The following is a 26,262-nucleotide window of genomic DNA, read 5'->3' on the forward strand; positions in this document are numbered from 1 at the left end:
AATAATGAATAGGATAACCTTTCTTATTATGGTAGGAACTATAATGTGGATACTTCAGGCATTATTTAGTTTTTTTCAAATGAGAAATTTCAAAAATAATTTTGTAGAAATGAGAAAAAAAGGGAGAGTGGCCATAGGATTTAACAAAGGATTTTTCTTTTCAGGAATAGTAGTTTTGATAGGGATAGATGATAGGGCACATATTGAAGAAGTAAGATACATGCAGGGCGTTACTGTTTTAGCGAAGTGTAAAAAACTAGAAGGTCTTGAAGGAAAGAATCTCTTAAGTCTTAAAGATGAAGATTTAAAAGATTACAATAAACTAATAGTGAAAGCTATAGGTAAAGCAGTTGAAAATTATGAAAAACATGTGGGAGGTGGTGAAAAAAAGATAGAAAATTTAGAATGTGAGCAACTGACTTAATAAGAAAAATCGTAAATATGTTCATATTTTATTGAAAATAGTTGTTCACAAAAAATTAGAAAAACAAAAAAAGAAAGGAGAATTGTTTATGGCTCAGTTTTTTGAAATTCTTGCCAAAGGTGCAGAATGGTTTATGAATCTTTTTAGAGCAGGTGCAGATGTATTTGTTGCATTTGTCACAGGCATTATTCCATTATTGATAGCTTTGATGGTTATCATGAACGCTATAATAAAGTTTATAGGAGAAGATAAGATTGAAAGGCTTGCTAAGAAGAGTTCTGGAAATCCAATAACGAGATATTTAGTACTTCCTGTAATAGGTACTTTTGTATTTGCAAACCCTATGACCCTATCATTGGGAAAATTTCTTCCAGAGAAGTATAAACCAAGTTACTATGCTGCGGCAAGTTATTCCTGTCACAGTATGAATGGTCTTTTTCCACATATAAATCCAGGAGAATTATTTGTATTTCTTGGTATAGCTAATGGTATAACTGAACTTGGATTTTCTACTGCAGATTTGGCAGTAAGATATTTTCTTGTGGGTATGGTAACAAACTTCTTTAGAGGATGGGTAACAGATTTTACAACAACACTTGTTGAAAAGCAGCAAAATATAAAGCTTAAGGATACAGTTGAATTTCACTAATTGAAAGTAAATTTAATGAAAGTGAAAGGAGTAATTTAAATGACTTATAGATCAGTAAAAATAGTGAAAGGTTCAGGCGGTTGGGGAGGACCAATAATTGTAAGACCAGATGAAAAGAAAAATAAAATAGTATATATAACAGGTGGTACTAGACCTGACACTGCTGAAAAAATAGCAGAACTTACAGGATGTGAACTTGTGGATGGATTTACACAAGGAGTAAAGGATGCTGAGATAGCTTGTGTAGTAATAAATTGCGGAGGGACTTTAAGATGTGGCATATATCCTAAAAAGAGGATTCCTACTGTAAACATATTAAAGACAGGAAAAAGTGGACCACTTGCAGCCCATATAAAGGAAGACATATATGTATCTGGTGTAAAACCTGAAAATATAGAAGTTATATAAAGAAAGGAGAGTTATTATGAAGTATGCTACTGACAAGAAAATAAGTGAACAAAGTCAGAGTCTTGTTGCAAAAATAGGTATTGGAATAGGTAATATAACAAGTACTTTCTTTCAAGCAGGAAGAGATACTATAGATACCGTAATTCATACAATACTTCCATTTATTGCTTTTGTTGCTACCCTTATAGGAATAATCAATGCTTCAGGAGTAGGTAATTGGTTTGCAACCATGATGAAACCATTATCTGGCAGTGTGGGAGGGTTAATTATTTTATCTTTAATATGCTCATTCCCATTACTTTCGCCATTCCTTGGACCTGGTGCTGTAATAGCTCAGATTATTGGGGTTTTGATAGGTGTTGAAATAGGAAAAGGAAATATTCCACCTCAACTTGCATTGCCAGCATTATTTGCTATTAATGCTCAGGCTGCAGCAGATTTTATACCAGTAGGCCTTGGTCTTGCTGAAGCAGAACCTGAAACTGTTCAAGTTGGTGTACCTTCAGTCCTCTACTCTAGGTTTCTTACAGGTGCCCCAACAGTTATAATTGCATGGCTTGCAAGCTTTGGGCTGTATTCTAACTAACTGATTGAATTTGTGAAAATAGAGGGGTGATTAAATGGAGCTTATTTACGAAACTACTGTAACAGGAGTTGGAGAAAAAGCTATGGAGTTTTTAGATCAGGGGATGTTTATAATATTTAGGGATGATGCTCCTGAAGACTTAAAAGAATTTGCCATAATACATAAAGAAAATAATCTTTTAAGGGAAATAGAGAAAAATAACACATTAAAAATGGGAAATAAAGAATTTAAAATAAGATGTGTAGGATCTTCTGTAAATAAAAACATGAAGGAACTAGGTCATATAACCTTTAGATTCGACGAAGAGGAAGAGTGTCTTCCAGGGAGTATAAATCTTGAAAAAAAACATATACCAGAAATTAAAATTGGTATGCAAATAGAAATTTGGGGATAAAAAGAATGGAAATGAAATATCTAAGATCAAAAGGGCTAAAAGTGAAATAGAAATTTGCATATCCATCCTTATCTCCATTATAGATTGATATTTGAAGGAAATCAACAGGAGGTAATTAATATGAAGAAAGTTGCACTAGTAGTTGGTGGCGGCAGAAGTCTTGGCGAATATCTTTCTAAGCATATGGCTAAAGAAGGCTACCAAATAGCAGTAGCAGATATAAACCTTGATAATGCATTGAAAGTTGCAGCAGAAATTGGTGAAGATGAAGCAATGGGAGTAGGTGTAGATGCAACCAATGAAATGGAAGTAAAGGAAATGGTAAAGAAAGTAGCAGATAGATTTGGAAGAATAGATTTATTGATATATAATGCAGGAGTTGCAAAGTCAAGCAAGATAACAGATTTTAAACTCGATGATTTTAAATGGTCAGTTGATGTGAACCTTGTAGGATATTTTCTTTGTGCAAGGGAAGTATCAAAGGTGATGATAGAAAAGAATATCCAAGGTTCCATAATCCAAATCAATTCAAAATCTGGGAAAGTTGGAAGTAAACATAACTCTGGATATTCTGCAGCAAAATTTGCAGGGGTTGGTCTTACTCAAAGTCTTGCTCTAGATCTTGCAGAACACAAAATAACAGTAAATTCAATGATGCTTGGAAATCTCCTGGATTCAGACATGTTTGAGAGTCTTATACCTCAATATGCAAAAAAACTCAGCATAAAAGAGTCAGAAGTAAAACAAGTATATATCGATAAGGTGCCATTAAAGAGAGGATGCTCTTTTGAGGATGTGGCTAATACAATAACATTTTATGCATCAGATAAAGCAGCTTATATAACAGGACAATCGGTAAATATAACTGGGGGACAGGTAATGCATTAAGTTTTTCAAGTAAAGGATTAGTTTAAAGATTATATTTATCTAGGAAATAAATTTAAAATAAAAAGCCCTGCTGTTGATTTCAGCAGGGCTTTTTAAAAGGAGTTAGGTATTGAAGGGAGGCATTTAGGTGAAATATATTTTAGATACTGCAAATGTAGAAATTATAAAATATGCTAAGGAGTATTTTCCAATTGAAGGAATAACTACAAATCCTACAATAATTTCAAGGGAAAATAGAAATTTTCTTGATCTTATGGGAGAAATAAGAGCAGTAATAGGAGAAGATATACCTATTCATATTCAAGTAGTTTCAAATAATGCCCAGGAAATAGCTGAAGAAGGAAACGCAATTGTAAAAAAATTTGGTAAAAATATATATGTGAAAATTCCTGTGACAAGAGAAGGGATTAAGGCAATAAAAATTTTAAAGTCTGAGAATATAAAAGTAACAGCAACCGCTATATATACGTCACAACAGGCACTTATTGCAGCAAAAGCTGGTGCAGACTATGTTGCACCTTATGTAAATAGAATAGACAATTTATCTTCTAATGGATGCAATGTAGTAGGTAATATTATAAGGCAATTGAAAGCGTATGATTTAAAAACCAAAGTGATAGCCGCATCCTTTAAAAATGTTCAGCAGGTAGATAATGTGGCTAACATGGGAGTGCATGCTGTAACAGTAAGTCCAGAAATATTTGAGAAACTTCATATGCATCTTTTTACAGATGCTAGTGTAGAGCAATTCATAAAGGACTGGAAAAAAGTATATGGAGATAAAAATATTAGAGATATGATTTAATTAAGGAGGAGAAAATATGGAATGTTTAGTAAAAATTTTGAATGAATCAGGGGTACATGCAAGGCCGGCATCAGTTTTTGTAAAGACAGCATGTCAATTCTCATCAGATATAGCTATTAAAGTAAATAATAAAAATGTAAATGGAAAGTCTATTATGAATCTACTGAGTCTTGGACTTAAGAAAAATGATGAAATAATGATTACTGCAAAGGGGTCAGATGAAAAAGAAGCAATTGAAGCTTTAGTCCACTTAGTTGATTCAAAGTTTGGTGAATAAGGGAAAGTTTTTAGGGTAAGAACATAAGTATATATTAAAGTGTTTGGTAAGACATGGCATAAATAAATTCATCTTAAAGATAGTATTAAAAATATAGACCCTAGCAAACGAAATGTAAATACTATACAATTTAATAAGAGAAAGAAGTTACTTAGGAGGGATGAATAATGGCATGGATTAAACCATTAGAAGTTGAAGAGGCTAATGATGAGGCTAAAGAAATATTTAATGATTTCATGAGAGAAAGAGGAAATATTCCAAATATGTTTAGAACTTTGGCTCATAGACCAGCCTTACTTAAAACAGCTTTTGAGCATTTTACTGCTGTATTGAAAACTGGAACTGTTGATTTAAAATTAAAAGAAATGTTAGGAGTTAGGGTATCACAATTAAATGAATGTGCTTACTGACTTTCTTCCCATACTGCCATTGCAAAAAGGGTAGGAGTATCGGATGATACTATAAAAGATATGGAAAATAAACTAAAGAATCCAGACTTATTTACAGAAAGGGAATTAATAGCATTAGAATTTGCTGAGGAAATGACTATGAATTCCAATAATATACCAGAAGAATTATATAGTGACATGGAAGCACATTTTGACGAGGGAGAAATAATTGAGATCGCAAGTGTTATAGGTGCTTTTAACTATTTTAATAAATTTAATAATGCACTTAAAACAGAAATTACAAAGTAATAAAAAAAGCCATGTAAACTTAGGAATAAAGCCTAAATATACATGGCTTTTTTTATGTAAATACATAATGAAATTGGAAAAAATTATAAATATAAGTTACAATTATACATAGAATTCATGGCGCAATTTACTTTTCATATAGGTCTAAGTATATACTTTAGTAAAAAAATGAATTCCAATAAAATAATAGGAGTTGTTTTATATGGACAAAATTATATACACTTTATTTATAGCATCTATAGGTGGCTTTGTGGGACTAAAATTAAAGATACCAGCAGGAGCATTAATAGGAGCTATGTTTGCTGTGGCAATTTATAATATTTATACTGGGCAAGGTCATATGCCTAAAAGCTTTAAGATAGGAACACAAATTGTAGTTGGAGCCATGATAGGATTGAATTTTACAATGGAGGCAGTAAGTGAACTTAAGAAATTAGCCATACCTGCACTAATCCTAGTAGCGGCGTTAACAATATTTTGCATATGTCTAGGAATCATAATATCTAAAATTGCAGGGATAGACTTAGTAACCGCAATGTTCAGTTGTGCACCAGGAGGATTGACAGATATGGCACTAATATGTGAGCCTTATGGAGCAGAAGTTCCCACAGTAGTTTCATTACACTTAATGAGATTAATTACAGTAATAGCCATATTACCATCTGTTATAAAATTACTATCATCATATATAAGAGTATAGAAAATAGAAGATTATTTTTAGCTATGGGATTATTATAAATGTCCTATAGTTTTTTTATTTATCTATGGAAAAAAATATGAAAATATATGTACTATGAGTTTTAAAAGTAATCATATGGGTATTAATATTTATAAGTTAACATAAAAAAATAGTGAAATACCAAGTGGATGAAAAGATTAAAGTCACATATGGTGAAAAATAGAATAATCTATAAGGAATATGTATTACATGAAAAATTTAAAGAAAATGGAGTGGTAAAAATGACTAAAAAGCTTGAAATTTATAAATGTGAAGTTTGTGGAAATATGGTAGAGGTACTTAAAGGAGAAGGAGCACCACTTGTATGTTGTGGTCAGAAAATGACTTTACTAGAAGAGCAGACAGCTGATAGTTCAACGGAAAAGCATGTGCCATTTATAGAAGAATTAGAAGATGGATATAGGGTTAGAGTAGGAGAAAGTCAAAATCATCCTATGGTAGAAAAACATTATATTCAGTGGATTGAATTGACTGTAGGAAACAAGGTTTATAGACAAGAATTAACTCATACAGATAAACCCGAAGCTGTATTCAAAGTAGAAAAATCAGAAAATGTTACTGCAAGAGAATATTGCAATTTACATGGACTTTGGAAAGGAAATTTATAATATTATAGTAGGAATTAAATGAAAGTCTTTAAGGCGAGAATTTATCTGCCGTACCAATAGGTGAGATAAACTCTCGCTTTAAATTTACACTTTTTTATTTTTTACATATTATAAATTTTTAGGGAAAACGTACTCATCTTTAGGATAAAAATCTATTGTGTTTTTTTAGAATATTTTGTCAAAAAAACACTAGTGACCATAACGAATTTATAGTATAATAGGCTGTATTTCAAAAAAACAAAAAAAATCGTGTTTTAGAGTAGCGTATAAAATTTAAATAAGAGATAACAAGTAGGAAGGAGTGAAAATTTTATGAACTACAATAAAAAAGAAATATTAAAAAGAGTATTGTTTATTATATTAGGCAGTTTAATAGTATCTATAGGTATTAACATTTTTTTAATGCCACATAAGTTTTTAAGTGGTGGAGTTGGAGGAATGGCTTTAATTCTTAAGTATGTAACAGGAATTTCATCAGGTTATTATGTATTTCTTTTAAATATACCTATATTTTTAATGGGAATGAAACAAATTGATAAAGAGTTTTGCATATTTAGTTTAATTGGAATGCTATCATTATCCATATGTATGGTTTTAACAGATAATTTTGCTCAATATTATTATGTGGACGATAAAATAATATCAAGTATATATGGAGGTATACTTGCGGGACTGGGTGGCGCCCTTGTATTTCAAAATAGAGCATCCATGGGAGGCGCAGATATTATTGCTGTAATATTAAGACGGAAAACTGGTGGAAATATAGGTAGCTATCTATTTGGTATGAATATTGTGATAATAATGATAGGTGCATTTATTAATGGCATGGATATAGCTCTTTACACTTTGATGTCCATCTATATTTCAACTGAAGTAATGAATAGGGTACTAAACGGAATCGAAAGAAAGAAACTATTATTTGTAGTTACTCAAGAAGAAAGAGAAATTGCAGATGCTATTATAAAGGAAGTTGGTAGAGGAGTAACATTCCTTAATGGTCAAGGGGCCTATACGGGAAATGAAAGAAATGTGATTTATTGCATTGTTACTTTAAGACAATTACCTAAAATTAAGAAATTAATTGAAGATATGGATCCTCAAGCATTTATTTCCATATTAGATATTTCAGAAGTACATGGTAGAGGATTTAAAAAACCTGCTTTGTAGAAATAATTCATGGATTAGAATGTTAACGGATTAATCTCATCACAGAAAAATAAAAATTATATAAAATTATAGGAAATAGATAAGTAGATTCTGCTTATCTATTTATTTTTAATAAAATTGGAACATTAGATATGAAAAACTAGAGATAAATTAAGGAAAGAATATATTGTATAAAAAATATACATATGTACAAATTTTGATTTCCATGAAAACAAGAAGAAGAAGGTAGGTGTATGTATAAAAATCATACAATTTGTGAATGGAATATGGAATACGTAATTAAACACAGAAATAGCAAAACTAAGACGTTAACACATCTTAAGAGAATATAGAGATTAAAGAGTAACGTTGGCATCACCCTTGCTAAGAAGATATATATGAATATGGCATAAATATAATAATTAATTATTAAAGGGGGAAGGGTAGAAATGGCTAAAGAATATACTGGAGCAACAAATTATATGAATGGAACAAATCTTTTTAGATTTTTAGTATTTAGTGGATTAGGTATCTTTATGTTTTTCATTCCTATTGAGGTGGCGGGAAAATCATCCATACCATTAGGTCATATAGTTAACTTTTTTGCAAAGGATTTACATGGACCATCTTCTATATATGCTGTAATTATAATGATATCAGGAAGCATTATACCATTTATTGACAAATCATGGAATAAGAATACAACTAATATTATTTTTTCAGGATTTAAGATTTTAGGAGCCGTATTTGGGGCTATGGTATTTTTGAATATGGGACCAGATTGGGTTTTAGCTAAAAACTTTGGGCCATATTTATATGAAGTTGTTGGTATAAAAGTAGGACTTATTGTTCCTATTGGAGCAGTTTTCTTATCTTTTATAGTGGGTTACGGATTAATAGAGTTTATTGGAGTTTTTTTAAGGCCAGTTATGACACGTATATGGAAAACTCCAGGAAGATCAGCTATAGATGCAGTTGCATCCTTTGTGGGAAGTTATTCAATTGGCCTTCTTATTACTAATCAAGTATTTAAGAAGAACAAATATACTATAAAAGAAGCTTGTATTATTGCTACTGGTTTTTCTACCGTATCCGCAACCTTTATGATAGTCGTTGCAAATACTATGGGGATTATGGATATGTGGAACATTTTTTTCTGGACTACGTTGATTGTAACATTTGCTGTTACTGCATTAACAGTACGTATGTGGCCTTTAAAAAATAAGCCTGATACTTATTATAATGGTGGTAAAGGAGTACCTGAAGAATATGGTGAGGGTAATTTGTTTAGAAATGCTCTTGAAGAAGGATTAAAGGCAGCACAAAATCCTGCTCCACTTCATATTTCAGTATACAATAATCTAAAGGATGGAGTTAGAATTGTTATGGGTTTTCTACCCATAGTAATGTCTATTGGTCTTCTTGGACTCCTATTAGCTGAATTTACACCTGTATTTGATTACTTTGGATATATTTTTTATCCATTTACCCTATTAGCAAGACTCCCTGAACCTATGTTAGCTGCTAAAGCTAGTAGTTCAGGAATTGCAGATATGTTCTTACCTTGTCTAATTGCACAAAGTGCACCATTAGTAACTCGTTTTGTAATCGCTGTAGTTTCCATATCTGAAATACTATTTTTCTCTGCAATTATACCAGTGATTATGGCAACGGATATTCCAATAACTATTACGGATATGATAATTATTTGGATAGAGAGAACCATATTTACGATTCTAATTACTGCTCCAATTGCCCATTTAATTCTATAGATTTAATTGGTAAATAAAAAATTCTTAGGTCATGACCTAAGAATTTTTAGCTATATACATTTAATTGTAAATCTTTCTATAGTTGTAAAAGACCTAGAACTGTTGATTTATTATGAATTTGAAGAGTTCCATCTTTTATAGAAGATACTTCTCCAATAGATAGAGCTCCTTCTACTTCTACGTCCATATATTGTTGAATATTTTCCAGTTCATCTTCAAACCTATCATTCATGAACATGGCTCTAGATATACAATCAAATAGTAGGGGGCGATAATTTTCAAACTTTTGTCTGGCGCATCTTCTAGATATTTTAATAGATGCTGCCATTAAAGAATCAATATCTCCTTTTAAAATATCTACTTCACAATCCATAGGTATATTTGCCACATTGATTATTTCACTGTTCTCATTAAGGGCAATAGGATCTCTAACTATATGGCTTTTATCATCCCTTATTATACCGAAGGGATAATCCTTAGCAAATTCAAAGAAGTCAGATTTAAATAAAGTTAAATTAGCTTCATCTTCAATTACATGTTTATATACTTCAAAGGCATGATCATAATCTAATGTTCTTAATATATTGTCTAAAGAATCTGTAACTCTAAATGGTCCCGCTAATTTATGCCAACCATGTTCCACTTCTATTACAGAATTAGCTTCAATAATAGATACAATCATGGCATCCTTAAAGACACCCTTATTATTAAATAAACAAGGTTTATGCTCTAAACTATAAAAACCAGCTCCGCCACCTATATATTTAACATTCTTATCTAATTTTTTATAGATAGTATCTGCAAGGGCTTTCATCTGACTTGAAAGTCCATCTACTAATACTAAAGCAGTAGCATTTTTTAGCTTTGTAAAATCTAAATTACATCTCATCATGTAAGGTAGAATAACAGAAGTATAAACAGGTGTATACTTTTGCATTATGAAACCTTCACTATGGCATTTATCTCCTACTAACAATCCTGAATATATACCGCCAAAGATCTTCACATTTTTTTCATTACAAAATTCAATTATCTCATTCACTTCATCACAAGACTTGTCACCTACAAGAATAAGAAGTTCATCCTTTTCAGTAAGAGCCATCTTATCTATTTTCTCTTTTAGCTTATGTAGTGTTTCTAAATACATAATATATCCCCCTTGTATTTATGTGGTCCGAGGACCAATTAAGCACATAGTAATATTTTACCATATAATGGAGAAATATTGTAGTTTATGTAATTTTGTGTTAATGTTTTTTATGGTATTCATAAATTGAGAGGGGGGTTATTAATGGAAAGGTCTATATTATTTTTAATAGCAGGGTTATTTGCAATAATTTGTACTTTAAAAAAGCCTGCATTCTATTGGGAAAGTCGTAAGGCTAGAAGAATGAGAGGATTTATAGGAGATACTGGAACAACTATTTTCTACTTAATAATAGGAACTTTTCTAACGGGAGCAGGAATAATTAATTTATTCCAATAAGGGTAAACATACTAGGAAGAAAATCTTAGTATGTTTTTTATTTAGGACAAAAACTTCTTTATAAATAACTTAATCAAGAATAACTTAATTACGATTAAGTTAATCGTAATTAAGTTATTCTTTTATCAATTTATATATTGTGATAATGTACTTCTAATATTTAAATAATGGAGGGATGAATATGGAAGTATAAAAAATATAATAATTTGTTTAATATTAATAGATTCAGTAGGGAAGATAGAAAGCCCATACTGAATCTAATTTTATTTTATACCAATTCCTTTAATAAAAGCACCTTTCCAAAAACGTTCGTATTCTATTATTTTGAAGTTAGCCTGTTCTATAAAATAGAGTGTATTACGATTCAAATTACAACCACTGGCTATTTTTCTCCAAAACTTATTTGATTTATCCATGATATCACTATAAAAACTTTGATCAGACAATACATGTTCCATAAAATAAATTTTCCCTCCAGGTTTTAAAACTCTGTAAACTTCCTCAAAACCTTTTAATGGATCAGGGACTGAACAAAAAACTAAGGTAAAGATTACAGAATCAAAAGAATTAGATGGAAATGGCAAAGATTCCGCACTACCCTCAAAAAAATTCACAGAAGCATTTTTAGGGAATGGATAGTGAACCAATTTCTTACTGAAGGATAAATCCAATAGGGTTAAATCAGTAATATTGTGAAAGTTATAAAAAGCACAGTTTGCTCCTGTTCCTGGGCCTATCTCAAGAACCTTTCCAGAGGCTTTAGAAATTAAATGCCTTCTCCTTTGAGATAACCCTTTTTTTTCTAAAGGATTCATAAGGGTGTCAAAAATCATGGAAGAAAAATCGATCATTTCCTTTACCTCCCCTATATTTTAAACTAAAATATTTTTCTCAATCAAACAATATATCCTATTTTATTATTGTGCATGAACCTTGGAGGAATCCTCAACTGCTACTAACTTTGTTGTAATCATTCCCATCCAGCAACTGATCCTAATAGGACCTTCCTTAGTAGGTATAAATTCTATTACAGTATCTTCAGACATAAGATCCATTTCAATACCATATTCAGGAATTACTAATGGATTATTACACCTGTTAATTCCTAATACATCTAGATTTATTTTTACAGGTACTCCAACCTGTACTGTTTCAATCTCAGGTGTATAAGACCTGCCATTTACAACCATATTAATAACTTGCTTTCCATCTTCCACTCTTAAATCAGAGGTTTGAGTTATTGCATCCTTTGGTACTCCTAAATCAAAGGCAACACCTGATAAGGCTAATCCCCTATTCACCATAATAAGACCTAATACCATTACAAGTACTGCACTTGTTTTTATCATTCTTCTGCCTGATCTGTTGCTAATTAAAGATGTAATGAATCCAAAACCAAGCATGAGTGGAACTGTTCCAATACTAAAATAAAACATGGATAAAGCTCCCTTTACAACACTACCTGTACCTAAAGCATATAATTGCATAGTTTGAAGTGGTCCACAAGGCATGAAACCATTTAAAAGACCAATAAATAGAGGACTTAATGGCTTTGACATACTCCTTTTCCCTAAGGACAACTTAGGGATTTTTAATTTCATCCAATTTGGAAAAGTAAGGATATTTAACATTTTAAATCCTAATAAAAACATGAAGATTCCAGCACCAATAGCAACTGCTCCCTTAAATTGTCCAGTAGGAGAAATAATTGATCCTAAACCACCTACAATCCCACCAATAATTGTATAAGAAATAATCCTCCCCGTATTATATAAGAGTGATGGTAAAATATTTCTGTTTTGTGATTGATGACTTACACTTTGAGATAAAGCGATGCCACCACACATGGCTATACAATGGATGGATGTTAATAATCCTACTAAAAAGATTAACCCATATCCCATTTCTTGTGAAATGTCAGGAATGAAATTAAAACCAATGGTGTTTTTTATCATATAAAATCCAGCAAATAATAAAACAAGGAAAGGAAGTACAGTTGTAAAAGGATTTTTAGTCCTTTCTAATATGCCATATCCTAACTTTTCAATGGCACGTATAACTGTTTGTGAATTTATTTTGTTTTCATTATATGTAATTTCTACTGTTGATTTCCTAAAACTTGCTTTTACTTTCTCTATCCCCTTAAGTTTCATCAATGTGGACTTAATGCGTTTTTCACAATTGTTACATACCATGCCATCCACAAATAAAGTTATCTTTCTCGACATACCCCTACCCCCTATACCTATAGTAATTTTATTCTATCATCTCTAAAAGTAGTTGTCAAAACATTTAGAATAGATAGAATTAAACCAATTAATAATAACTATCCACCTGTTGAAAAAAAACCTAAAAGTTGTAAAATGTAAATAAAAGGCAATTAACTAGGGGGTACATATATATGAAATTTAATAAGGATATTTTTATAAAGGAAGCTACAGATTTTTTATTAAATTGTCCCATGAATAAAATAGAAAAATTAGATGATTTGATAATATATGATAAAGTAATATTTGGTTTTGCCTCTTCTGAGGACAAATTATTTGAACAATTAAAAAAAGAAAAAGCGATAGGCCCTAATCATAGGACACCAAAGGAATGGATGCCTGAGGGAAGAACGGTCATATCCTATTTTTTATCCTTTTCTAAAAGGGTTAGAGAAAGTAATAGGATAGGTGAGTTACCTTCTACTGAATGGCTTTATGGACGTATTGAAGGTGAGCTAATGAATTTAGAAATGAAGAAATTTATTATTAAGGAATTAGAGAAAATGGGTGTGACAGCCATTGCTCCAACGATGGATAAAGATTTTAGAGTGGAAAACAGGAAAAGTAATTGGTCTGAAAGGCATGTAGGGTATGTGGCAGGACTAGGAACCTTTGGCCTTAGTGAATCAATAATCACTAAACTAGGAGCAGCAGGTAGAGTAGGAAGTGTAATAACTTCCTTGGAAATAGAACCAACCCATAGGGCTTATAGTGGTATATATGAGTATTGTTTGTGGTATAGGGATGGATCCTGTGGAAAATGCATAAAAAGATGTCCTGCCAATGCCATATCAGAAAAGGGAAAAGATAAAGATTTATGTGCAGGGTTTGTAGATATGACTAAAGAAAAATATGATCCAAGATATGGCTGTGGAAAATGTCAGACGGGGGTAGTGTGCGAAAATAGAAATGTACTTTTAAGAAAGGAAGATTAGATGAAACATATGAAAAAAATATGGACATTTAAAAAACACTTTATACTTAGCTTATTAATAGGCTTATTTATTGGAGTATTTAATAAATTATTCCCGGGAAATGAGGCGGCTAGCATTGGAATAATTGGGGGAGCAGATGGCCATACGGCTATATTTGTGGCAAATTCAAAGGAAGAAGTAGGTGGTATTATGAAACTCATAATCCTTTTAACGATGGAAGGTATTTTTAATGGTATTATAGGTTTTATTATTTGCCTAGGTCTATATAAGCCTGTAAAAGCAGGCATGGAAAAGATATTATCATAGTTTTACACTTTAAAAAAATTCATGTAACAATTTATTAAATAAAAGACAAATAAAAAGATATAATAAATCCTTGTGACTTTCATAAGAAATAGGTTAAAATATATGATAATATGAAGATAAAGTAGGTGGGTCAGTTGAGTTTAACTGTGGGAGATACTTGTAATCTTCCTAGATTACAAGATGTAAGACTAATAGCTGGTGAAAATGGATTAGGGAAAATTATTAAAGCCGTTGGCATTTTAGATTATGAAATAGGTGGGTGTATTAAAACTGTTTTTCGGGAAGGGGATTTTCTAGTAACCAGTTTATATCCCATAAGAGAAGAGCAGCACCGATTGATAGAAGTAATAGATGAACTAGTAGAAATTCGGGTCTGCGGATTAGCTATCAAAAACATTTATTTTAAAGACATTTCTCAAGAAGTTATTGACTATTGTAATCAAAATGATTTTCCTATTTTTTTATACACTGAAAAAACTTATACGGAAAATATTATCTATGATATTATTAAAGCTTTAAAGGATGATGAAGACAACTTGTATCTATCTTCAAAGGTACATGGACTTTTAAGTGCAAACCTTTCAGAGAACATGGTTAGACGTGTGGCTTTAGAAATTAATTCAAGTTTTCATGAAAATATTTTTGTTGTATATATGAAATGTAATGAAGATCCAAAGTATATTATTTCTACCATTAACAACGGCCCTGCAAGAGACCTACACAGTACGGCATTATTGGTTGAAAATGGTGTGCTATTAATCATATCGAGGGAAGAAGAGAGTATTAATATAACAGAGTTTTTATCAAGGGGAGGTATGAATTCTGGAGATTACGTAATTGGCACTTCTAGTGGAATGAAACTACTAAGTAAATTAGATGAAGCCATAAAAGAGGCCATGTATGCAGGAAGAACAGCAGAGGCCTATGGTTGTGACTATATAAACTTTAATAATATAGGTATTAATAAAGTAATCGTTCCGATGCTAGAAAATGAATGGCTAAAAAAATATTATAATAGCATGATTATGCCTTTAATGGATTATGATAAAAGACATGAAACGGATTTAGTGAAAACTGCTTGTATTTATGTAAATAATGAGGGCGATATTAATAAGACAGCAAAGGAATTATTTCAACATGGAAATACCATTCGATATAGAATAAAAAAGATAAAAGGATTATTGCACATTGAATCAGATACTTCTGGTTTTTATGAACAACTGGCCTTTATGGTAAGAGTATACATGATAATGAATAATAAGATTTAAACGTTAGAACATCTAAGGATGTTCTTTTTTTTGTTAGAAATATGCGTAGGATTGTAAAAGTTACAAAAAAGTCTGACAATTATTAGAACATTTACAATTGAAGGGTTGGTATAATGATACAAACAATAAGAATAATTATGCAAAGTCCATAGGAGGTGTTATGTGTGCTTACATATAAGGATGTTCAATTGGCATATGAAAGAATTAAAGAACATATTTGTACAACATCCCTAGAAAAGAGTTTCCGATTAAGTGATAAAGATTCGGAGGTCTTTATGAAGCTTGAAAATCAACAGCCTGTTGTAAAGAGTTATAAAATCCGTGGAGCTATGAGTAAAGTAACAAGCTTAACAAAAGAAGAGATTAAAAGAGGAGTAACGGCAATTTCTTCGGGAAATCATGGGGCAGCTTTAGCCTATACGGCTTCAAAACTCGGAATTTATCAGGCAGAAATCTTTGTTCCAAAGAATACACCCTTTCCAAAAGTTGAAAAAATGAGTCGCTTTGGGGCTAAAGTGAATAAGGTGGGGAAAGATTTTGATGAAGCTCATCATATAGGTGAAGAAAAAATAAAGGAACAAGGATTTATTGAAGTAAATCCCTGTGAAGATCCGGTATGTATAGCTGGCCAGGGAACTGTTGGGTTAGAAATACTTAGTCAGAATCCAGCCATTGATGTGATTATCACACCTATTGGTGGGGGAGGGTTAATCACTGGGATTGGTGTTTATGCCAAACATATAAACCCAAATATAGAAGTGATTGGCGTTCAGACAGAGGCCAGTCCTGCAATGAAAAAGTCTTTAGAAGATAAGGTTTGCTACGAATATTTCAAATCATCTGAGAGTATTTGTGATGCTTTAATTGGTGGTATTGCCCAAAATCCTTATAAAATGGCAGAACAGTGTATTGATGATGTGATTCTTGTTACAGAAAAAGCCATAGGAAAAGCTACAGTAGATATGTTGAAATATGAAAAAATACTGTGTGAACCATCAAGTGCTATTGGATATGCAGCTTACGAAGAAAATAGAGAGCGCTTTAAAGGTAAAAAGGTAGCTTTGGTAATCACGGGTGGAAATATAGGAGATGAGGTATTCAAATCCTTAGTAGAACAATATTATTAATTAATGGGAGGAAACAATATGTTTAAGGTGAAGGTTTTAAATCAAGAAGTAATCAAAAAGACATTGGGAATGAAACAAGTAATTGAAGGTGTAGAAAAGGTATATACCCTAAAGGCAGAGAAAAGAGCTCATGTATGGCCTATGATCTTTCACGAATTCGAACCTGGTGTAGCAGATATGGATATTAAATCTGGATATCTAAAGGATGCGGATATTTATGGATTAAAGCTAGTTTCCTGGTATGGTGAAAATCCTAAAAAGGATTTACCGCCACTTATTGGAACGACCCTTTTATTTAATATGAAAACAGGGGCACCAATGGGTCTATTGAGTGCAGAACATATTACAGGTATGAGAACGGGTGCAGCAGGTGCCATTGGGGCTAAGTACTTGGCAAATAAAGATGCTGAAAACTTTTTAATGGTAGGGACTGGACATCAAGCACCATTTCAAATTGCGGCAATTTTAATGGCCATGGAGAATATTAAAACTGTAAGATTATACGATCCGCTTAACTTTGAAAAGGCTAAAGAACTTGAAGGAAACATAAAAGGATTATTAAAAGAGGAATTCCTTCAATACTACAAAGAGGATGAAGAAACTTATAATGCTTTAAAGAAAAAGTTTAATGTAGCCTTTGAAGCGGTAGAAGATTTAGAGGATGCGGTGAAGAAAAGTGAAGTTATTACAACTGCAACACCATCAAGAAAACCAATGATTATGAAAGAATGGGTAAAGCCTGGAACACATATTAGTTGTGTAGGGGCAGATATGTCTGGGAAGCAGGAAATAGATGAAAATATTTTTGGTGTAGCAAAGGTAATTGTGGATGATGTAAATCAAGCAACAAATGTGGGTGAAACTGAAATGCCTATTAAGAAGGGGATTATTGATGAAAGTCATATTATAGGAGAAATTGGAGAAGTTATGTTAGGAAATATTAAGGGAAGAACTTCTGAAAGTGATATAACTGTTTATGATTCAACAGGAATCGCTTTACAGGATTTAATGATTTCAAACTTAGCTATTCACATAGCAAAAGAAAAGAATATTGGGGAAGAAATTTTATTATAGGGAGAGGTTGAAATATGAAAATTAGAGACTTCGGTGTAGAAATTTGGATGAATCTATATGAAAATAACTGTGAATATAATTTGGCAGAAACTTGTGTAGAATCCTTAACTGTAAAAGAATTACTTCAAATAGCAGGGAAAGAAGAAGAAGTCATTGAAAATATTTTGAATATGAAACTAACTTATGGTGCCATTGAAGGGGCAATTCCCCTTAGAAAAGGAATTGCATCTCTTTATAAAAAAGCAAAGCTTAATAATATTTCTGTTACTCATGGAGCCATTGGTGCAAATGAGCTAGCATTAATGACTTTGGTAGAACCCCATGATCGTGTAATATCTGTATTACCCACTTATCAGCAACATTATTCCATTCCAGAATCTATTGGAGCTGATGTGAAAATATTAAAGCTTTTACCTGAGAATAATTTCTTACCTGATTTAGATGAATTAAGAAGTTATGCAAATGAAAAAACAAAATTAATTTGTATTAACAATCCCAATAATCCTACAGGGTCATTAATGGATGAATCTTTTCTTAAAGAAATTATTGAAATTGCCCGATCTATAGATGCATATATTTTGTCAGATGAAGTATATAGGGGATTGAATCATAATGGACAGAGCTTTTCTGCATCTATTGCGGATTTATATGAAAAGGGAATCAGTACGGGAAGCATGTCTAAGACCTTTTCTTTAGCAGGCCTTCGAATTGGTTGGATTTGTGGACCTGAGGAATTTATTGAAATGATTAATAGAAGAAGGGACTACAATACTATTAGTTGTGGTATGATCGATGAGTATTTGGCAGGAATTGCTTTAGAAAATAAGGAAAAAATTATTGGAAGAAATTTAGGTATTCTAAGAAATAATATTAAAATATTAGATAAATGGATTGCACAAGAGCCGAAGCTTAGCTATGTGAAGCCAAAGGCAGGAACCACTGCTTTTGTTAAATATGATTTTGATATACCCTCGGAGGAATTTTGCGAAAAACTATTAAAAGAAACAGGGGTCATGTTTGTTCCTGGCAAAGCTATGGATATGGAAGGTTTTATTAGAATCGGCTATGCTAATAATGCCCAAGTTATAGAGGACGGATTGAAAAAGGTATCTCAATTCCTGAAAGATTTATAGGAATAAATGAAACTTTTAAACTAAAAAGTACATAAACTTACTTTTTTATAAACAAAGCATATAAACTATGCTTTGTTTATTTTTTTTATATTTACCAAAAAATGTGTTTTAAATATGTTTTATGTGGTATATATATGAAGGGTGGGGGAGAAATCAAAAAAGTAAAAGATGAATCCCAAAATAAAAAATATATATTCGGAATTAATAGGAGGAAATTAAAATGGAAAAATTTATTTGTAAAGTATGTGGATATGTACATGAAGGAGCAGAAGCACCAGAGGCCTGTCCTCAGTGTAAAGCACCAAAGGCGCAATTCGTAGCACAATCTCAAACAGATTTAAGCTGGGCAGATGAGCACTTTGTAGGAGTAGCTAAAGATGTAGACCAAGAGATATTAGAAGGATTAAGACAAAACTTCATGGGAGAATGTACAGAAGTAGGAATGTACTTAGCTATGAGCCGTCAAGCAGATAGAGAAGGATTCCCAGAAGTAGCAGAAGCATATAAGAGAATTGCATGGGAAGAAGCAGAGCATGCTGCTAAATTTGCAGAGTTATTAGGAGAAGTAGTAACAGATTCTACTAAGAAAAACTTACAAATGAGAGTAGATGCAGAGCATGGAGCATGTATGGGTAAAAAAGAATTAGCAACTAAAGCTAAGAAATTAAACTTAGATGCAGTTCATGACACTGTACATGAAATGTGTAAAGATGAAGCAAGACATGGAATGGCATTTAAAGGATTATTAGAAAGATATTTTGGAAAATAAGATAAGTTAAAAGCAGGTACCTAAATGGGGTACCTGCTTTTTAATATCATTAATAACCGCCACCAAAACCACCAAAGCTACAGTTACAGAACAATATTACTAGTAATAAGAAGAAGAATAGTAAACTACTATTGTCACCAAGTATACCACCAATGTGTTCATATTGTTTATCAGCCATCTAATTATGCCCCCTTTATAATTATGGATTTACTAAATTTATTCCTTTGTTTGTGCCATAATACAAAGTATTCAGGTTAGAAGACATGTGTTACTAAATAATGGTTTTTCTTACTTTACACATGACAAAACTACTCCTAATAAGAATAATATATCTGAAGCAGACACTAAGATGTGTCTGCTTTTTTTAAGTAGAATTTAATATAATTGTTATATTTCCGTAATTGTAAGTAAATTTCATGTTGTGTATAATTGTAATTGTTTTCGAAAACAGGAAAAGAGGGATAATGATGAAAAGTTTTATGTTATTTTATTTAATTAGTATGTTTACAGGAAACCCTTTAATGGCATTAATTGGAGTTATTATAATCTATGCCTTAGCAGATAAATTTTATTTTGGATTTTTACCTGATTTTACAAAGTCCTTTAGAAGAAATAGAAGAATAAAAAAGAACTTAAAGGCCTTGGAATTAAATCCTCAAAATGCACAAGCGGCTCTGTCTTTAGGATTGTTGTATGTTGAAAAGAAAAGATATAAAGAGGCAATCCAGTATTTAAATCACCCTAAATTAAAGGATAATGAAACGGCTAATTATCTGTATAATATGGGCATAAGTTTAATGGAAATAGGAGAAATCGGTGAGGGGAAAGAGTGTATTATTAAATCACTAGATTTAAATCCAAGTGTAGGATATGGATTACCATATATTTATTTACTAAATAGCGAAATGAAAAGTAAATCATCCAATTTAGATAAAATAAGGGATTTAGAAGAAAAGATAGAGAGATTTTCTAATACAGAAAACCTATATAAAATGGGTATGATTTATAAGAACCTAGGGAATAAGGATAAAGCAAAGAGATTATTTTCAAAGGCTATAACTGAATATTCCTATTGTCCAAAGGGAATAAGGAGAATTCATAGAAAGTGGGCTATTTTATCCAGAATAAGAAAGATCAAATAATAAGGGCAGTATAAGTAGCTGTGTTATCATACACAAAATAAGATACATATATGCCTTTTAATGTTAAAAGACCAGAAGCATTTCTGGTCTTTTTAATTTCCTTAGTAACCGCCAAAGCCTCCAAAGATTCCACAGTTACAGAATAAGATAACAAGTAATAAGAAGAAAAATAATAAACTACTATCAGCTCCACCATATCCTATATTGTCACACATTTAATTCCACCTCCTTTATAATTATGTATTTATTAAACCTAATCCTGTACTTGTCTTATAGTACAAAATATTCAGTTGAGAGGACATGTGTTACTAAATAATGCTTTTTTATGCCTAAGTTAATGATGTTAAAAAGAATTGGGGAAGCTCCCAATCCTCTTTAACATCATTAACAACCACCACCGTAGCCACCAAAGCCACCAAAGTAACAGTTGCAGAATATTATTACTAGTAATAAAAAGAAGAATAGTAAACTATTATCGCAACCATATCCTCCATAGTCTCTATCACACATTTAGTTACACCTCCTTAGAAAATATGTAGTTATTAAATTTAATCCTATATTTGTGTTATAATACAAATTATTCATGTTAAAGGACATGTGTTACTTAATAATGAATTTTTTTTGCCTTTTTTAGGATTTTATAAAAGATGTTTATTTAAAATAAATAATCAAATTATTTCATCATGCCTATAAAATTTGTTTCCAAAATAATAAAGCCCTGGATATATATCCAGATGCTTAATCCCCTTACCCACACCTCAACTAAATCAACAAACTAGTACACGGTAGTTACATTTACAGTCTACTTGTACACTTGTGACAATACTGAGCATAAATTGTACTAGGTGGATTCGAACCACAAACATGCTACATGTTTGCTAATCTTGGTCCAACTTTCCCTGTTGGCGGGTTTGTACTCACTTTTGTCAATTTAAGTCTACCAACTTAATTTTTTATTTTAGTTCAGTGGTCCAATTTTGTCCTTGTATTTTTGTATCTAGTTCTCTAAAGGCTTTAGATAATGGAACAAAAAACAATCTCACGATTAATTTTAGAAAAAAACTAACTTGCCCTAACAATTACTTGGAAGATTAGATAAAATATTTTTTTGAAATGGAGTCATACTTATGAAAAAAATTGAAGTCATATGCATTGATATGTTTCAAACTTTAGTAAACATTTATTCAAGAAAAGAGTTTATTTGGAAGAGAATTTTGAAAGAAGAGTATACAAAAGAAATAGAAGAAAAGTATTCTAATCTTGTAGATAAAAAAATTATAGAAAAGTTTCATGAAGATGGAGACAAGAATAATTTTCAAAATTTAAAAACTATATTCTTGGAAAAATTCACAGAAGTTTTTCAAGAACTTAAACTTAATGCAAATTTCAAGCAATTTTAACACAACACAACGGTAATTGAGTTGCGTTTATTAATGCCTATTAATTATTCTTCAAAACAGTATTTAAGGTATAGTTAAAAAATTGAAACTTTTTACATATTGATAAATACAATATATTATTATACATAAAATTTAATATCTTATAATCAGATAAACTTTATTTATAAAGAAAGGAGGATTATAATGGCAGTTCAATCTTTTGCATATGTTACGAATGAAGGAGATGACGCTGTATCAGTAATAAGAATATCAGACAATACAGTTGTTGATACTATATTAGATGTTGGAGAGGAACCAGTGGGAGTAGCAATAACTCCTCCCAAGCCTCCTAAGATAAGAATAACTAATAAAGTTATGACTGCTATAATTGTTGATAAAGGTTACAATTAAAAAGATAAATTACATTAGAAAGGGTAGTTTATTACATGAATTTTGTAATGTACTACCCTTTTGAATGTAGTTTTCATAATCTCCTTTTCGGTTCCAGAAGGCTTCAACAAAAGTAATCATGTGAAAAAAATTTTCTTTCTTCAAGTAACATTAATACTTTCAACCCATCTTCCTTAAGAAGCAACTTGAATTAGTTCAATAATATATTTGCAGCAGTCTATATGAAAGCAATCTAAGCATTCGCAAAAAGTTACTGTAAATGTTTTTTTAGATTCTCCATTTCCGTTATCCTCTCCAACAACAGATTGTATATACTCCCATTCCTGTAATATTTCTTTTTCTTTATTTTTACACTCTCTAGTAAGTCTAAATTTTAAAGTTATAGTACTATCTGTATCAGCATTAAGATTTACAACGCTAATGATAGATGAAAATTCAATATTTACATACGCCTTGCGTAAAGATCGAGTATCAACAGTAACAGAAGCTAGTTTTATAGGGGGCATCATTGGATTGCTTGGATTATCATTAAGTGTAGATGGTATATAAGGATCGAATATTTTCCCACATTCTAAAGTTAGTATGCAATCTGTTCCTTCCTCTTTGTCAGAATGTTTTTTTTTATAATTATAGTATGTTGACATATATCTCCTTCCTTTATTTTTATTAACTTCTAAGTATATGGGAAGTTTAATATATTTTATGATACAAGTAGACTAGTTGTGATGTACTGCAAAATAACTAGCTAAAACAAATAAAACGAACGTAACACAATAGCAATTATGCTTCTAAAATAATAAAGCACCTGGACATGTATCCAAGTGCTCTTAATTTATATTACTTATATTATATTTATATAATTCATCTTCAAAAATTTAACCAACGAAATTGTTAATTGCACGTATTATAACTTTCTTTTTTATGAAAAAATAACTTCTTGAGGTCATTTTTAAATGATGTAGAAAAAATTTATACATAGGTATCTGAAATGTGAGAATACAAACAGTCTAGTGACAGCACAATAAAAGTATATTAAGATTTCATAAATTTAAATTAATAGGAGGCAATAATGAAAAAAAAGATATTCATATTTATGCTAGTTTTTATATTAAGTACCTTACTTGCAGACTGCAATGAAAGGGTAGTACCAACAAATAGCAATAATATATCCTATACAAAATTAGCAAATTTTTATGATAAAAATCAAGAAACTAATACTGATTTTGATCCTACTCCTAAAATGATTGCGTCTATTCCTGAAGAAAAAATTTATCTATACGCTTTACAGGAACAAGATGGTTGGTATAAAGGTATGGTATTGAGCATAAACGGAGTCAATAAATTTTTTGATTGGAGAAATATAACCTTCAAATCATTTATGCCTAAGTTACATTATTTAGATTTAAATAATGATAATAAAAAGGAATTAGTCGTCATACTAATTCACAATAAGGGAACGGGAATATATGTTACTGAAGTTCATATACTAAATACTAAAAATTTATGTGAATATAAAGTTAAAGATGCTTTAGATATAATTAAAGAGAATGTTGAAACAAAAATAGTATCTAAAAAAGAAGTGGATATAAAAATAAATGATATCATTTATAATGTGAAAATAGGTCATATTCCACAAGAACATTCAGCAATTACTCCTAGTGAGGTTTCAGAATTTTACTATGAAGATTTAATAAATTATTCTGTTAGGGATAATACCTTAAACGTTGTGGTAGGTGTAGAAGTTAAGGAACAGCCTTTAGCATATCTAGGATTTTTTATTATTGATTATTATTTTAAGGATGGTGAATTTAAGGCTAATAGAATAACATTTAAGGGAAATCCAACAGTAACTGTAACCACTAAAAAACTGAATAAAAGAAATTAACTATAGTAAACTTATATAACCATTGAAATTCAAACCCTTAAAGGAGATTACAACAATCTCCTTTTTATTTTTAATGAAATATATTATTTTGCATCTTGTGACATGGGTGCTGCTCTTACTCCTAATAAGAATAATTTACTAATGCATCAAAAAATAAAAAAGTTTTTAAAAAGATGTTTTAAATATGTTTTAGGTGGTATATATACCATGGGTAAGAAATTAAGGTGATAAAAAAGAGCTCTTTAACACCATAGATAATAATAAAAAAATTAAATCGTATAGATTAAAAGTGAATTAATAGGAGGAAATTAAAATGGAAAAATTTATTTGTAAAGTATGTGGATATGTACATGAAGGAGCAGAAGCACCAGAGGCCTGTCCTCAGTGTAAGGCACCAAAGGAGCAATTTGTAGCACAATCTCAAACAGATTTAAGCTGGGCAGATGAGCACTTTGTTGGAGTAGCTAAGGATGTAGATCCTGAAATTATAGAAGGATTAAGACAAAACTTTATGGGAGAATGTACAGAAGTGGGAATGTATTTAGCAATGAGCCGTCAAGCAGACAGAGAAGGATTCCCAGAAGTGGCAGAAGCATATAAGAGAATAGCATGGGAAGAAGCAGAACATGCTGCTAAATTCGCAGAGCTATTAGGAGAGGTAGTAACAGATTCTACTAAGAAAAACTTACAAATGAGAGTAGATGCAGAACACGGAGCATGTATGGGTAAAAAAGAATTAGCAACTAAGGCTAAGAAATTAAACTTAGATGCAGTTCATGATACTGTACATGAAATGTGTAAAGATGAAGCAAGACATGGAATGGCATTTAAAGGATTATTAGAAAGATATTTTGGAAAATAAGATAATTAAAAGCAGGTACCTAAATAGGGTATCTGCTTTTTTATTTACAAGGAAATTATAAATTTTTCAATCTGTGGATAAGTAAAAAAATAAGGGGTTGTAGGGGAAGAATACCCCATAAGGGTAGTGCCATATAGTCATCAAGCTAACAATGTTATGATATAATAAAATACAAAAAATATATTTATCAAGGAGTTGATAATATGAAAAAAGCAGTATTTTTGGATAGAGATGGAGTTATTATTGAAGATAATGGATATATAGAAGATATTGAAAAAGTTGATATATATCCATATACATTTGAAGCGCTAAAAAAATTACAAGAAGAATATTTACTATTTATAGTGACAAATCAATCAGGTATAGGTAGAGGTCTTATAACTGAAGAAGGTGTGAAAAAGGTAAATGACTATATATTAGACAAGTTAAGTGAAAATGGAATAAGTATTGAAGCCCTATATTGTTGTCCACATAGAACGGAGGATGGATGTGATTGCAAAAAACCAAAGCCTTACTTTATGAATAAAGCCATAAAAGAATGGAATATTGACATAAATAATTCATTTATGATAGGAGACCATGCATCTGATATTGAGTTTGCATCCAATGTGGGAGCAACGGGACTTTATGTACTTACAGGACATGGAAGAAAACATTTAAAGGGATTAGATAGCACAGTGCAGATATATGAATCTCTAGTAGAGGCTGTGGATCATATAATGAGTGAAAGACATATAGAGCATGTTTCCTCGAATTAACATGATATCATAATTATAAAAATATAAAAAACTCACATAGTATTTAACGTGTGAGTTTTTTATATT

Annotated in this window: 34 protein-coding genes; 28 read left to right on the plus strand and 6 right to left on the minus strand. The window is 31.0% G+C overall.

Annotated features, from left to right (window positions below):
- Positions 1–4: 4 nt before the first annotated feature.
- From CCE28_RS04780 to CCE28_RS04840, 14 genes are all read left to right on the plus strand, one after another.
- The gene (locus tag CCE28_RS04780) at positions 5–424 is read left to right on the plus strand and encodes a transcriptional regulator GutM (RefSeq protein WP_095131522.1); all 420 of its coding nucleotides are present in this window, start codon (positions 5–7) and stop codon (positions 422–424) included.
- 88 nt (positions 425–512) lie between these two features.
- Positions 513–1,073, plus strand: coding sequence for a PTS glucitol/sorbitol transporter subunit IIC (gene srlA, locus CCE28_RS04785; RefSeq protein ID WP_095131524.1), 561 nt, complete (start codon positions 513–515; stop codon positions 1,071–1,073).
- 39 nt (positions 1,074–1,112) lie between these two features.
- The gene (locus CCE28_RS22700; protein ID WP_176461661.1) at positions 1,113–1,481 is read left to right on the plus strand and encodes a PTS sorbose transporter subunit IIB; all 369 of its coding nucleotides are present in this window, start codon (positions 1,113–1,115) and stop codon (positions 1,479–1,481) included.
- A 16-nt stretch (positions 1,482–1,497) separates the two neighbouring features.
- Complete coding sequence (locus tag CCE28_RS22705; protein ID WP_176461662.1) at positions 1,498–2,067, plus strand: PTS glucitol/sorbitol transporter subunit IIB; 570 nt, start codon at positions 1,498–1,500, stop codon at positions 2,065–2,067.
- A gap of 34 nt (positions 2,068–2,101) precedes the next feature.
- Positions 2,102–2,461 (plus strand): PTS glucitol/sorbitol transporter subunit IIA, encoded by a 360-nt coding sequence (locus CCE28_RS04795; protein ID WP_095131526.1) that lies wholly within the window; start codon positions 2,102–2,104, stop codon positions 2,459–2,461.
- Positions 2,462–2,581: 120 nt separating this feature from the next.
- The gene (gene srlD, locus CCE28_RS04800) at positions 2,582–3,349 is read left to right on the plus strand and encodes a sorbitol-6-phosphate dehydrogenase (RefSeq protein ID WP_095131528.1); all 768 of its coding nucleotides are present in this window, start codon (positions 2,582–2,584) and stop codon (positions 3,347–3,349) included.
- A gap of 127 nt (positions 3,350–3,476) precedes the next feature.
- A complete protein-coding gene (locus CCE28_RS04805) occupies positions 3,477–4,154 on the plus strand; it encodes a fructose-6-phosphate aldolase (RefSeq protein WP_095131530.1) in 678 nt (225 codons plus the stop codon).
- A gap of 16 nt (positions 4,155–4,170) precedes the next feature.
- On the plus strand, positions 4,171–4,431 hold the full coding sequence (locus CCE28_RS04810; protein ID WP_095131532.1) for an HPr family phosphocarrier protein: 261 nt from the start codon (positions 4,171–4,173) through the stop codon (positions 4,429–4,431).
- Between the two features lie 167 nt (positions 4,432–4,598).
- A complete protein-coding gene (locus CCE28_RS04815; protein WP_095131534.1) occupies positions 4,599–4,841 on the plus strand; it encodes a carboxymuconolactone decarboxylase family protein in 243 nt (80 codons plus the stop codon).
- Positions 4,842–4,901: 60 nt separating this feature from the next.
- Positions 4,902–5,129 (plus strand): carboxymuconolactone decarboxylase family protein, encoded by a 228-nt coding sequence (locus tag CCE28_RS04820; RefSeq protein WP_095131536.1) that lies wholly within the window; start codon positions 4,902–4,904, stop codon positions 5,127–5,129.
- Between the two features lie 202 nt (positions 5,130–5,331).
- Positions 5,332–5,829: an AbrB family transcriptional regulator gene (locus tag CCE28_RS04825; RefSeq protein WP_095131539.1), complete on the plus strand. Its 498-nt coding sequence runs from the start codon at positions 5,332–5,334 to the stop codon at positions 5,827–5,829.
- A 167-nt stretch (positions 5,830–5,996) separates the two neighbouring features.
- Positions 5,997–6,476 carry a desulfoferrodoxin gene (locus CCE28_RS04830; RefSeq protein WP_330396819.1) on the plus strand — a complete coding sequence of 160 codons (480 nt, stop codon included), beginning with the start codon at positions 5,997–5,999 and terminating at the stop codon, positions 6,474–6,476.
- A gap of 312 nt (positions 6,477–6,788) precedes the next feature.
- Positions 6,789–7,643 (plus strand): YitT family protein, encoded by an 855-nt coding sequence (locus CCE28_RS04835; protein ID WP_095131541.1) that lies wholly within the window; start codon positions 6,789–6,791, stop codon positions 7,641–7,643.
- A gap of 428 nt (positions 7,644–8,071) precedes the next feature.
- Positions 8,072–9,394, plus strand: a complete 1,323-nt coding sequence (locus tag CCE28_RS04840) for a YjiH family protein (RefSeq protein ID WP_095131543.1) — start codon at positions 8,072–8,074, stop codon at positions 9,392–9,394.
- A 76-nt stretch (positions 9,395–9,470) separates the two neighbouring features.
- On the opposite strand, the gene CCE28_RS04845 is transcribed toward CCE28_RS04840, so the two are convergent.
- Positions 9,471–10,541: an FIST signal transduction protein gene (locus CCE28_RS04845; RefSeq protein ID WP_095131545.1), complete on the minus strand. Its 1,071-nt coding sequence runs from the start codon at positions 10,539–10,541 to the stop codon at positions 9,471–9,473.
- A 144-nt stretch (positions 10,542–10,685) separates the two neighbouring features.
- Here CCE28_RS04845 and CCE28_RS04850 point away from each other — a divergent pair, with 144 nt between their 5' ends.
- Positions 10,686–10,880, plus strand: coding sequence for a hypothetical protein (locus tag CCE28_RS04850; RefSeq protein WP_095131547.1), 195 nt, complete (start codon positions 10,686–10,688; stop codon positions 10,878–10,880).
- A gap of 263 nt (positions 10,881–11,143) precedes the next feature.
- Here CCE28_RS04850 and CCE28_RS04855 read toward each other — a convergent pair whose 3' ends face one another.
- Both CCE28_RS04855 and CCE28_RS04860 read right to left on the minus strand, forming a co-directional pair.
- Positions 11,144–11,731, minus strand: coding sequence for a class I SAM-dependent methyltransferase (locus tag CCE28_RS04855; protein WP_095131549.1), 588 nt, complete (start codon positions 11,729–11,731; stop codon positions 11,144–11,146).
- Positions 11,732–11,797: 66 nt separating this feature from the next.
- The gene (locus CCE28_RS04860; protein ID WP_095131551.1) at positions 11,798–13,108 is read right to left on the minus strand and encodes an urease accessory protein UreH domain-containing protein; all 1,311 of its coding nucleotides are present in this window, start codon (positions 13,106–13,108) and stop codon (positions 11,798–11,800) included.
- Between the two features lie 173 nt (positions 13,109–13,281).
- Here CCE28_RS04860 and CCE28_RS04865 point away from each other — a divergent pair, with 173 nt between their 5' ends.
- The 7 genes from CCE28_RS04865 (at position 13,282) to CCE28_RS04895 (ending at position 19,759) form a co-directional block, all read left to right on the plus strand.
- The gene (locus tag CCE28_RS04865; RefSeq protein ID WP_095131553.1) at positions 13,282–14,082 is read left to right on the plus strand and encodes an epoxyqueuosine reductase; all 801 of its coding nucleotides are present in this window, start codon (positions 13,282–13,284) and stop codon (positions 14,080–14,082) included.
- A 9-nt stretch (positions 14,083–14,091) separates the two neighbouring features.
- Complete coding sequence (locus tag CCE28_RS04870; protein WP_176461663.1) at positions 14,092–14,388, plus strand: hypothetical protein; 297 nt, start codon at positions 14,092–14,094, stop codon at positions 14,386–14,388.
- A gap of 134 nt (positions 14,389–14,522) precedes the next feature.
- A complete protein-coding gene (locus CCE28_RS04875; protein WP_176461664.1) occupies positions 14,523–15,656 on the plus strand; it encodes a PucR family transcriptional regulator in 1,134 nt (377 codons plus the stop codon).
- A 164-nt stretch (positions 15,657–15,820) separates the two neighbouring features.
- Positions 15,821–16,783: a threonine ammonia-lyase gene (locus CCE28_RS04880; RefSeq protein ID WP_095131559.1), complete on the plus strand. Its 963-nt coding sequence runs from the start codon at positions 15,821–15,823 to the stop codon at positions 16,781–16,783.
- 18 nt (positions 16,784–16,801) lie between these two features.
- Positions 16,802–17,857, plus strand: a complete 1,056-nt coding sequence (locus tag CCE28_RS04885) for an ornithine cyclodeaminase family protein (RefSeq protein ID WP_095131561.1) — start codon at positions 16,802–16,804, stop codon at positions 17,855–17,857.
- Between the two features lie 14 nt (positions 17,858–17,871).
- The gene (locus CCE28_RS04890; RefSeq protein ID WP_095131563.1) at positions 17,872–18,990 is read left to right on the plus strand and encodes an aminotransferase; all 1,119 of its coding nucleotides are present in this window, start codon (positions 17,872–17,874) and stop codon (positions 18,988–18,990) included.
- A gap of 220 nt (positions 18,991–19,210) precedes the next feature.
- Positions 19,211–19,759 (plus strand): ferritin family protein, encoded by a 549-nt coding sequence (locus tag CCE28_RS04895; RefSeq protein WP_095131565.1) that lies wholly within the window; start codon positions 19,211–19,213, stop codon positions 19,757–19,759.
- Positions 19,760–19,808: 49 nt separating this feature from the next.
- Here CCE28_RS04895 and CCE28_RS22710 read toward each other — a convergent pair whose 3' ends face one another.
- Positions 19,809–19,937, minus strand: a complete 129-nt coding sequence (locus tag CCE28_RS22710) for a hypothetical protein (protein ID WP_278277525.1) — start codon at positions 19,935–19,937, stop codon at positions 19,809–19,811.
- A 289-nt stretch (positions 19,938–20,226) separates the two neighbouring features.
- On the opposite strand from CCE28_RS22710, the gene CCE28_RS04900 reads away from it, so the two are divergent.
- Positions 20,227–20,901, plus strand: a complete 675-nt coding sequence (locus CCE28_RS04900; protein ID WP_176461665.1) for a tetratricopeptide repeat protein — start codon at positions 20,227–20,229, stop codon at positions 20,899–20,901.
- Positions 20,902–21,285: 384 nt separating this feature from the next.
- Here the strand turns inward: CCE28_RS04900 and CCE28_RS22715 are convergent, their stop codons facing one another.
- Complete coding sequence (locus CCE28_RS22715; RefSeq protein WP_278277526.1) at positions 21,286–21,411, minus strand: hypothetical protein; 126 nt, start codon at positions 21,409–21,411, stop codon at positions 21,286–21,288.
- 617 nt (positions 21,412–22,028) lie between these two features.
- Here CCE28_RS22715 and CCE28_RS04910 point away from each other — a divergent pair.
- Complete coding sequence (locus tag CCE28_RS04910) at positions 22,029–22,301, plus strand: hypothetical protein (RefSeq protein WP_095131571.1); 273 nt, start codon at positions 22,029–22,031, stop codon at positions 22,299–22,301.
- Between the two features lie 183 nt (positions 22,302–22,484).
- Entirely contained in the window at positions 22,485–22,691 is a 207-nt protein-coding gene (locus CCE28_RS04915) for a hypothetical protein (RefSeq protein WP_095131573.1), read from the plus strand.
- A gap of 173 nt (positions 22,692–22,864) precedes the next feature.
- Here CCE28_RS04915 and CCE28_RS04920 read toward each other — a convergent pair whose 3' ends face one another.
- Positions 22,865–23,335 carry a DUF4489 domain-containing protein gene (locus CCE28_RS04920; protein ID WP_095131575.1) on the minus strand — a complete coding sequence of 157 codons (471 nt, stop codon included), beginning with the start codon at positions 23,333–23,335 and terminating at the stop codon, positions 22,865–22,867.
- Positions 23,336–23,760: 425 nt separating this feature from the next.
- On the opposite strand from CCE28_RS04920, the gene CCE28_RS04925 reads away from it, so the two are divergent.
- The 3 genes from CCE28_RS04925 to CCE28_RS04935 all read left to right on the plus strand — a co-directional run bounded on the left by CCE28_RS04925 (position 23,761) and on the right by CCE28_RS04935 (position 26,196).
- The gene (locus CCE28_RS04925) at positions 23,761–24,576 is read left to right on the plus strand and encodes a hypothetical protein (protein ID WP_095131577.1); all 816 of its coding nucleotides are present in this window, start codon (positions 23,761–23,763) and stop codon (positions 24,574–24,576) included.
- A 313-nt stretch (positions 24,577–24,889) separates the two neighbouring features.
- Positions 24,890–25,438: a ferritin family protein gene (locus CCE28_RS04930; RefSeq protein WP_095131579.1), complete on the plus strand. Its 549-nt coding sequence runs from the start codon at positions 24,890–24,892 to the stop codon at positions 25,436–25,438.
- 203 nt (positions 25,439–25,641) lie between these two features.
- Complete coding sequence (locus tag CCE28_RS04935) at positions 25,642–26,196, plus strand: D-glycero-alpha-D-manno-heptose-1,7-bisphosphate 7-phosphatase (RefSeq protein ID WP_095131581.1); 555 nt, start codon at positions 25,642–25,644, stop codon at positions 26,194–26,196.
- Positions 26,197–26,262 lie beyond the last annotated feature (66 nt).

Source organism: Anaeromicrobium sediminis (assembly GCF_002270055.1).
In the GTDB taxonomy this organism is placed as follows: Bacteria; Bacillota; Clostridia; order Peptostreptococcales; family Thermotaleaceae; genus Anaeromicrobium; species Anaeromicrobium sediminis.

Coding starts and splice junctions, on each gene's coding strand:
- CCE28_RS04780 (WP_095131522.1), top strand. CDS start 5: ATGAATAGGATAACCTTTCTTATTATGGTAGGAACTATAATGTGGATA.
- srlA (WP_095131524.1), top strand. CDS start 513: ATGGCTCAGTTTTTTGAAATTCTTGCCAAAGGTGCAGAATGGTTTATG.
- CCE28_RS22700 (WP_176461661.1), top strand. CDS start 1,113: ATGACTTATAGATCAGTAAAAATAGTGAAAGGTTCAGGCGGTTGGGGA.
- CCE28_RS22705 (WP_176461662.1), top strand. CDS start 1,498: ATGAAGTATGCTACTGACAAGAAAATAAGTGAACAAAGTCAGAGTCTT.
- CCE28_RS04795 (WP_095131526.1), top strand. CDS start 2,102: ATGGAGCTTATTTACGAAACTACTGTAACAGGAGTTGGAGAAAAAGCT.
- srlD (WP_095131528.1), top strand. CDS start 2,582: ATGAAGAAAGTTGCACTAGTAGTTGGTGGCGGCAGAAGTCTTGGCGAA.
- CCE28_RS04810 (WP_095131532.1), top strand. CDS start 4,171: ATGGAATGTTTAGTAAAAATTTTGAATGAATCAGGGGTACATGCAAGG.
- CCE28_RS04815 (WP_095131534.1), top strand. CDS start 4,599: ATGGCATGGATTAAACCATTAGAAGTTGAAGAGGCTAATGATGAGGCT.
- CCE28_RS04820 (WP_095131536.1), top strand. CDS start 4,902: ATGGAAAATAAACTAAAGAATCCAGACTTATTTACAGAAAGGGAATTA.
- CCE28_RS04825 (WP_095131539.1), top strand. CDS start 5,332: ATGGACAAAATTATATACACTTTATTTATAGCATCTATAGGTGGCTTT.
- CCE28_RS04830 (WP_330396819.1), top strand. CDS start 5,997: ATGAAAAGATTAAAGTCACATATGGTGAAAAATAGAATAATCTATAAG.
- CCE28_RS04835 (WP_095131541.1), top strand. CDS start 6,789: ATGAACTACAATAAAAAAGAAATATTAAAAAGAGTATTGTTTATTATA.
- CCE28_RS04840 (WP_095131543.1), top strand. CDS start 8,072: ATGGCTAAAGAATATACTGGAGCAACAAATTATATGAATGGAACAAAT.
- CCE28_RS04845 (WP_095131545.1), bottom strand. CDS start 10,541: ATGTATTTAGAAACACTACATAAGCTAAAAGAGAAAATAGATAAGATG.
- CCE28_RS04850 (WP_095131547.1), top strand. CDS start 10,686: ATGGAAAGGTCTATATTATTTTTAATAGCAGGGTTATTTGCAATAATT.
- CCE28_RS04855 (WP_095131549.1), bottom strand. CDS start 11,731: ATGATCGATTTTTCTTCCATGATTTTTGACACCCTTATGAATCCTTTA.
- CCE28_RS04860 (WP_095131551.1), bottom strand. CDS start 13,108: ATGTCGAGAAAGATAACTTTATTTGTGGATGGCATGGTATGTAACAAT.
- CCE28_RS04865 (WP_095131553.1), top strand. CDS start 13,282: ATGAAATTTAATAAGGATATTTTTATAAAGGAAGCTACAGATTTTTTA.
- CCE28_RS04870 (WP_176461663.1), top strand. CDS start 14,092: ATGAAAAAAATATGGACATTTAAAAAACACTTTATACTTAGCTTATTA.
- CCE28_RS04885 (WP_095131561.1), top strand. CDS start 16,802: ATGTTTAAGGTGAAGGTTTTAAATCAAGAAGTAATCAAAAAGACATTG.
- CCE28_RS04890 (WP_095131563.1), top strand. CDS start 17,872: ATGAAAATTAGAGACTTCGGTGTAGAAATTTGGATGAATCTATATGAA.
- CCE28_RS04895 (WP_095131565.1), top strand. CDS start 19,211: ATGGAAAAATTTATTTGTAAAGTATGTGGATATGTACATGAAGGAGCA.
- CCE28_RS22710 (WP_278277525.1), bottom strand. CDS start 19,937: ATGGCTGATAAACAATATGAACACATTGGTGGTATACTTGGTGACAAT.
- CCE28_RS04900 (WP_176461665.1), top strand. CDS start 20,227: ATGAAAAGTTTTATGTTATTTTATTTAATTAGTATGTTTACAGGAAAC.
- CCE28_RS22715 (WP_278277526.1), bottom strand. CDS start 21,411: ATGTGTGATAGAGACTATGGAGGATATGGTTGCGATAATAGTTTACTA.
- CCE28_RS04910 (WP_095131571.1), top strand. CDS start 22,029: ATGAAAAAAATTGAAGTCATATGCATTGATATGTTTCAAACTTTAGTA.
- CCE28_RS04915 (WP_095131573.1), top strand. CDS start 22,485: ATGGCAGTTCAATCTTTTGCATATGTTACGAATGAAGGAGATGACGCT.
- CCE28_RS04920 (WP_095131575.1), bottom strand. CDS start 23,335: ATGTCAACATACTATAATTATAAAAAAAAACATTCTGACAAAGAGGAA.
- CCE28_RS04925 (WP_095131577.1), top strand. CDS start 23,761: ATGAAAAAAAAGATATTCATATTTATGCTAGTTTTTATATTAAGTACC.
- CCE28_RS04930 (WP_095131579.1), top strand. CDS start 24,890: ATGGAAAAATTTATTTGTAAAGTATGTGGATATGTACATGAAGGAGCA.
- CCE28_RS04935 (WP_095131581.1), top strand. CDS start 25,642: ATGAAAAAAGCAGTATTTTTGGATAGAGATGGAGTTATTATTGAAGAT.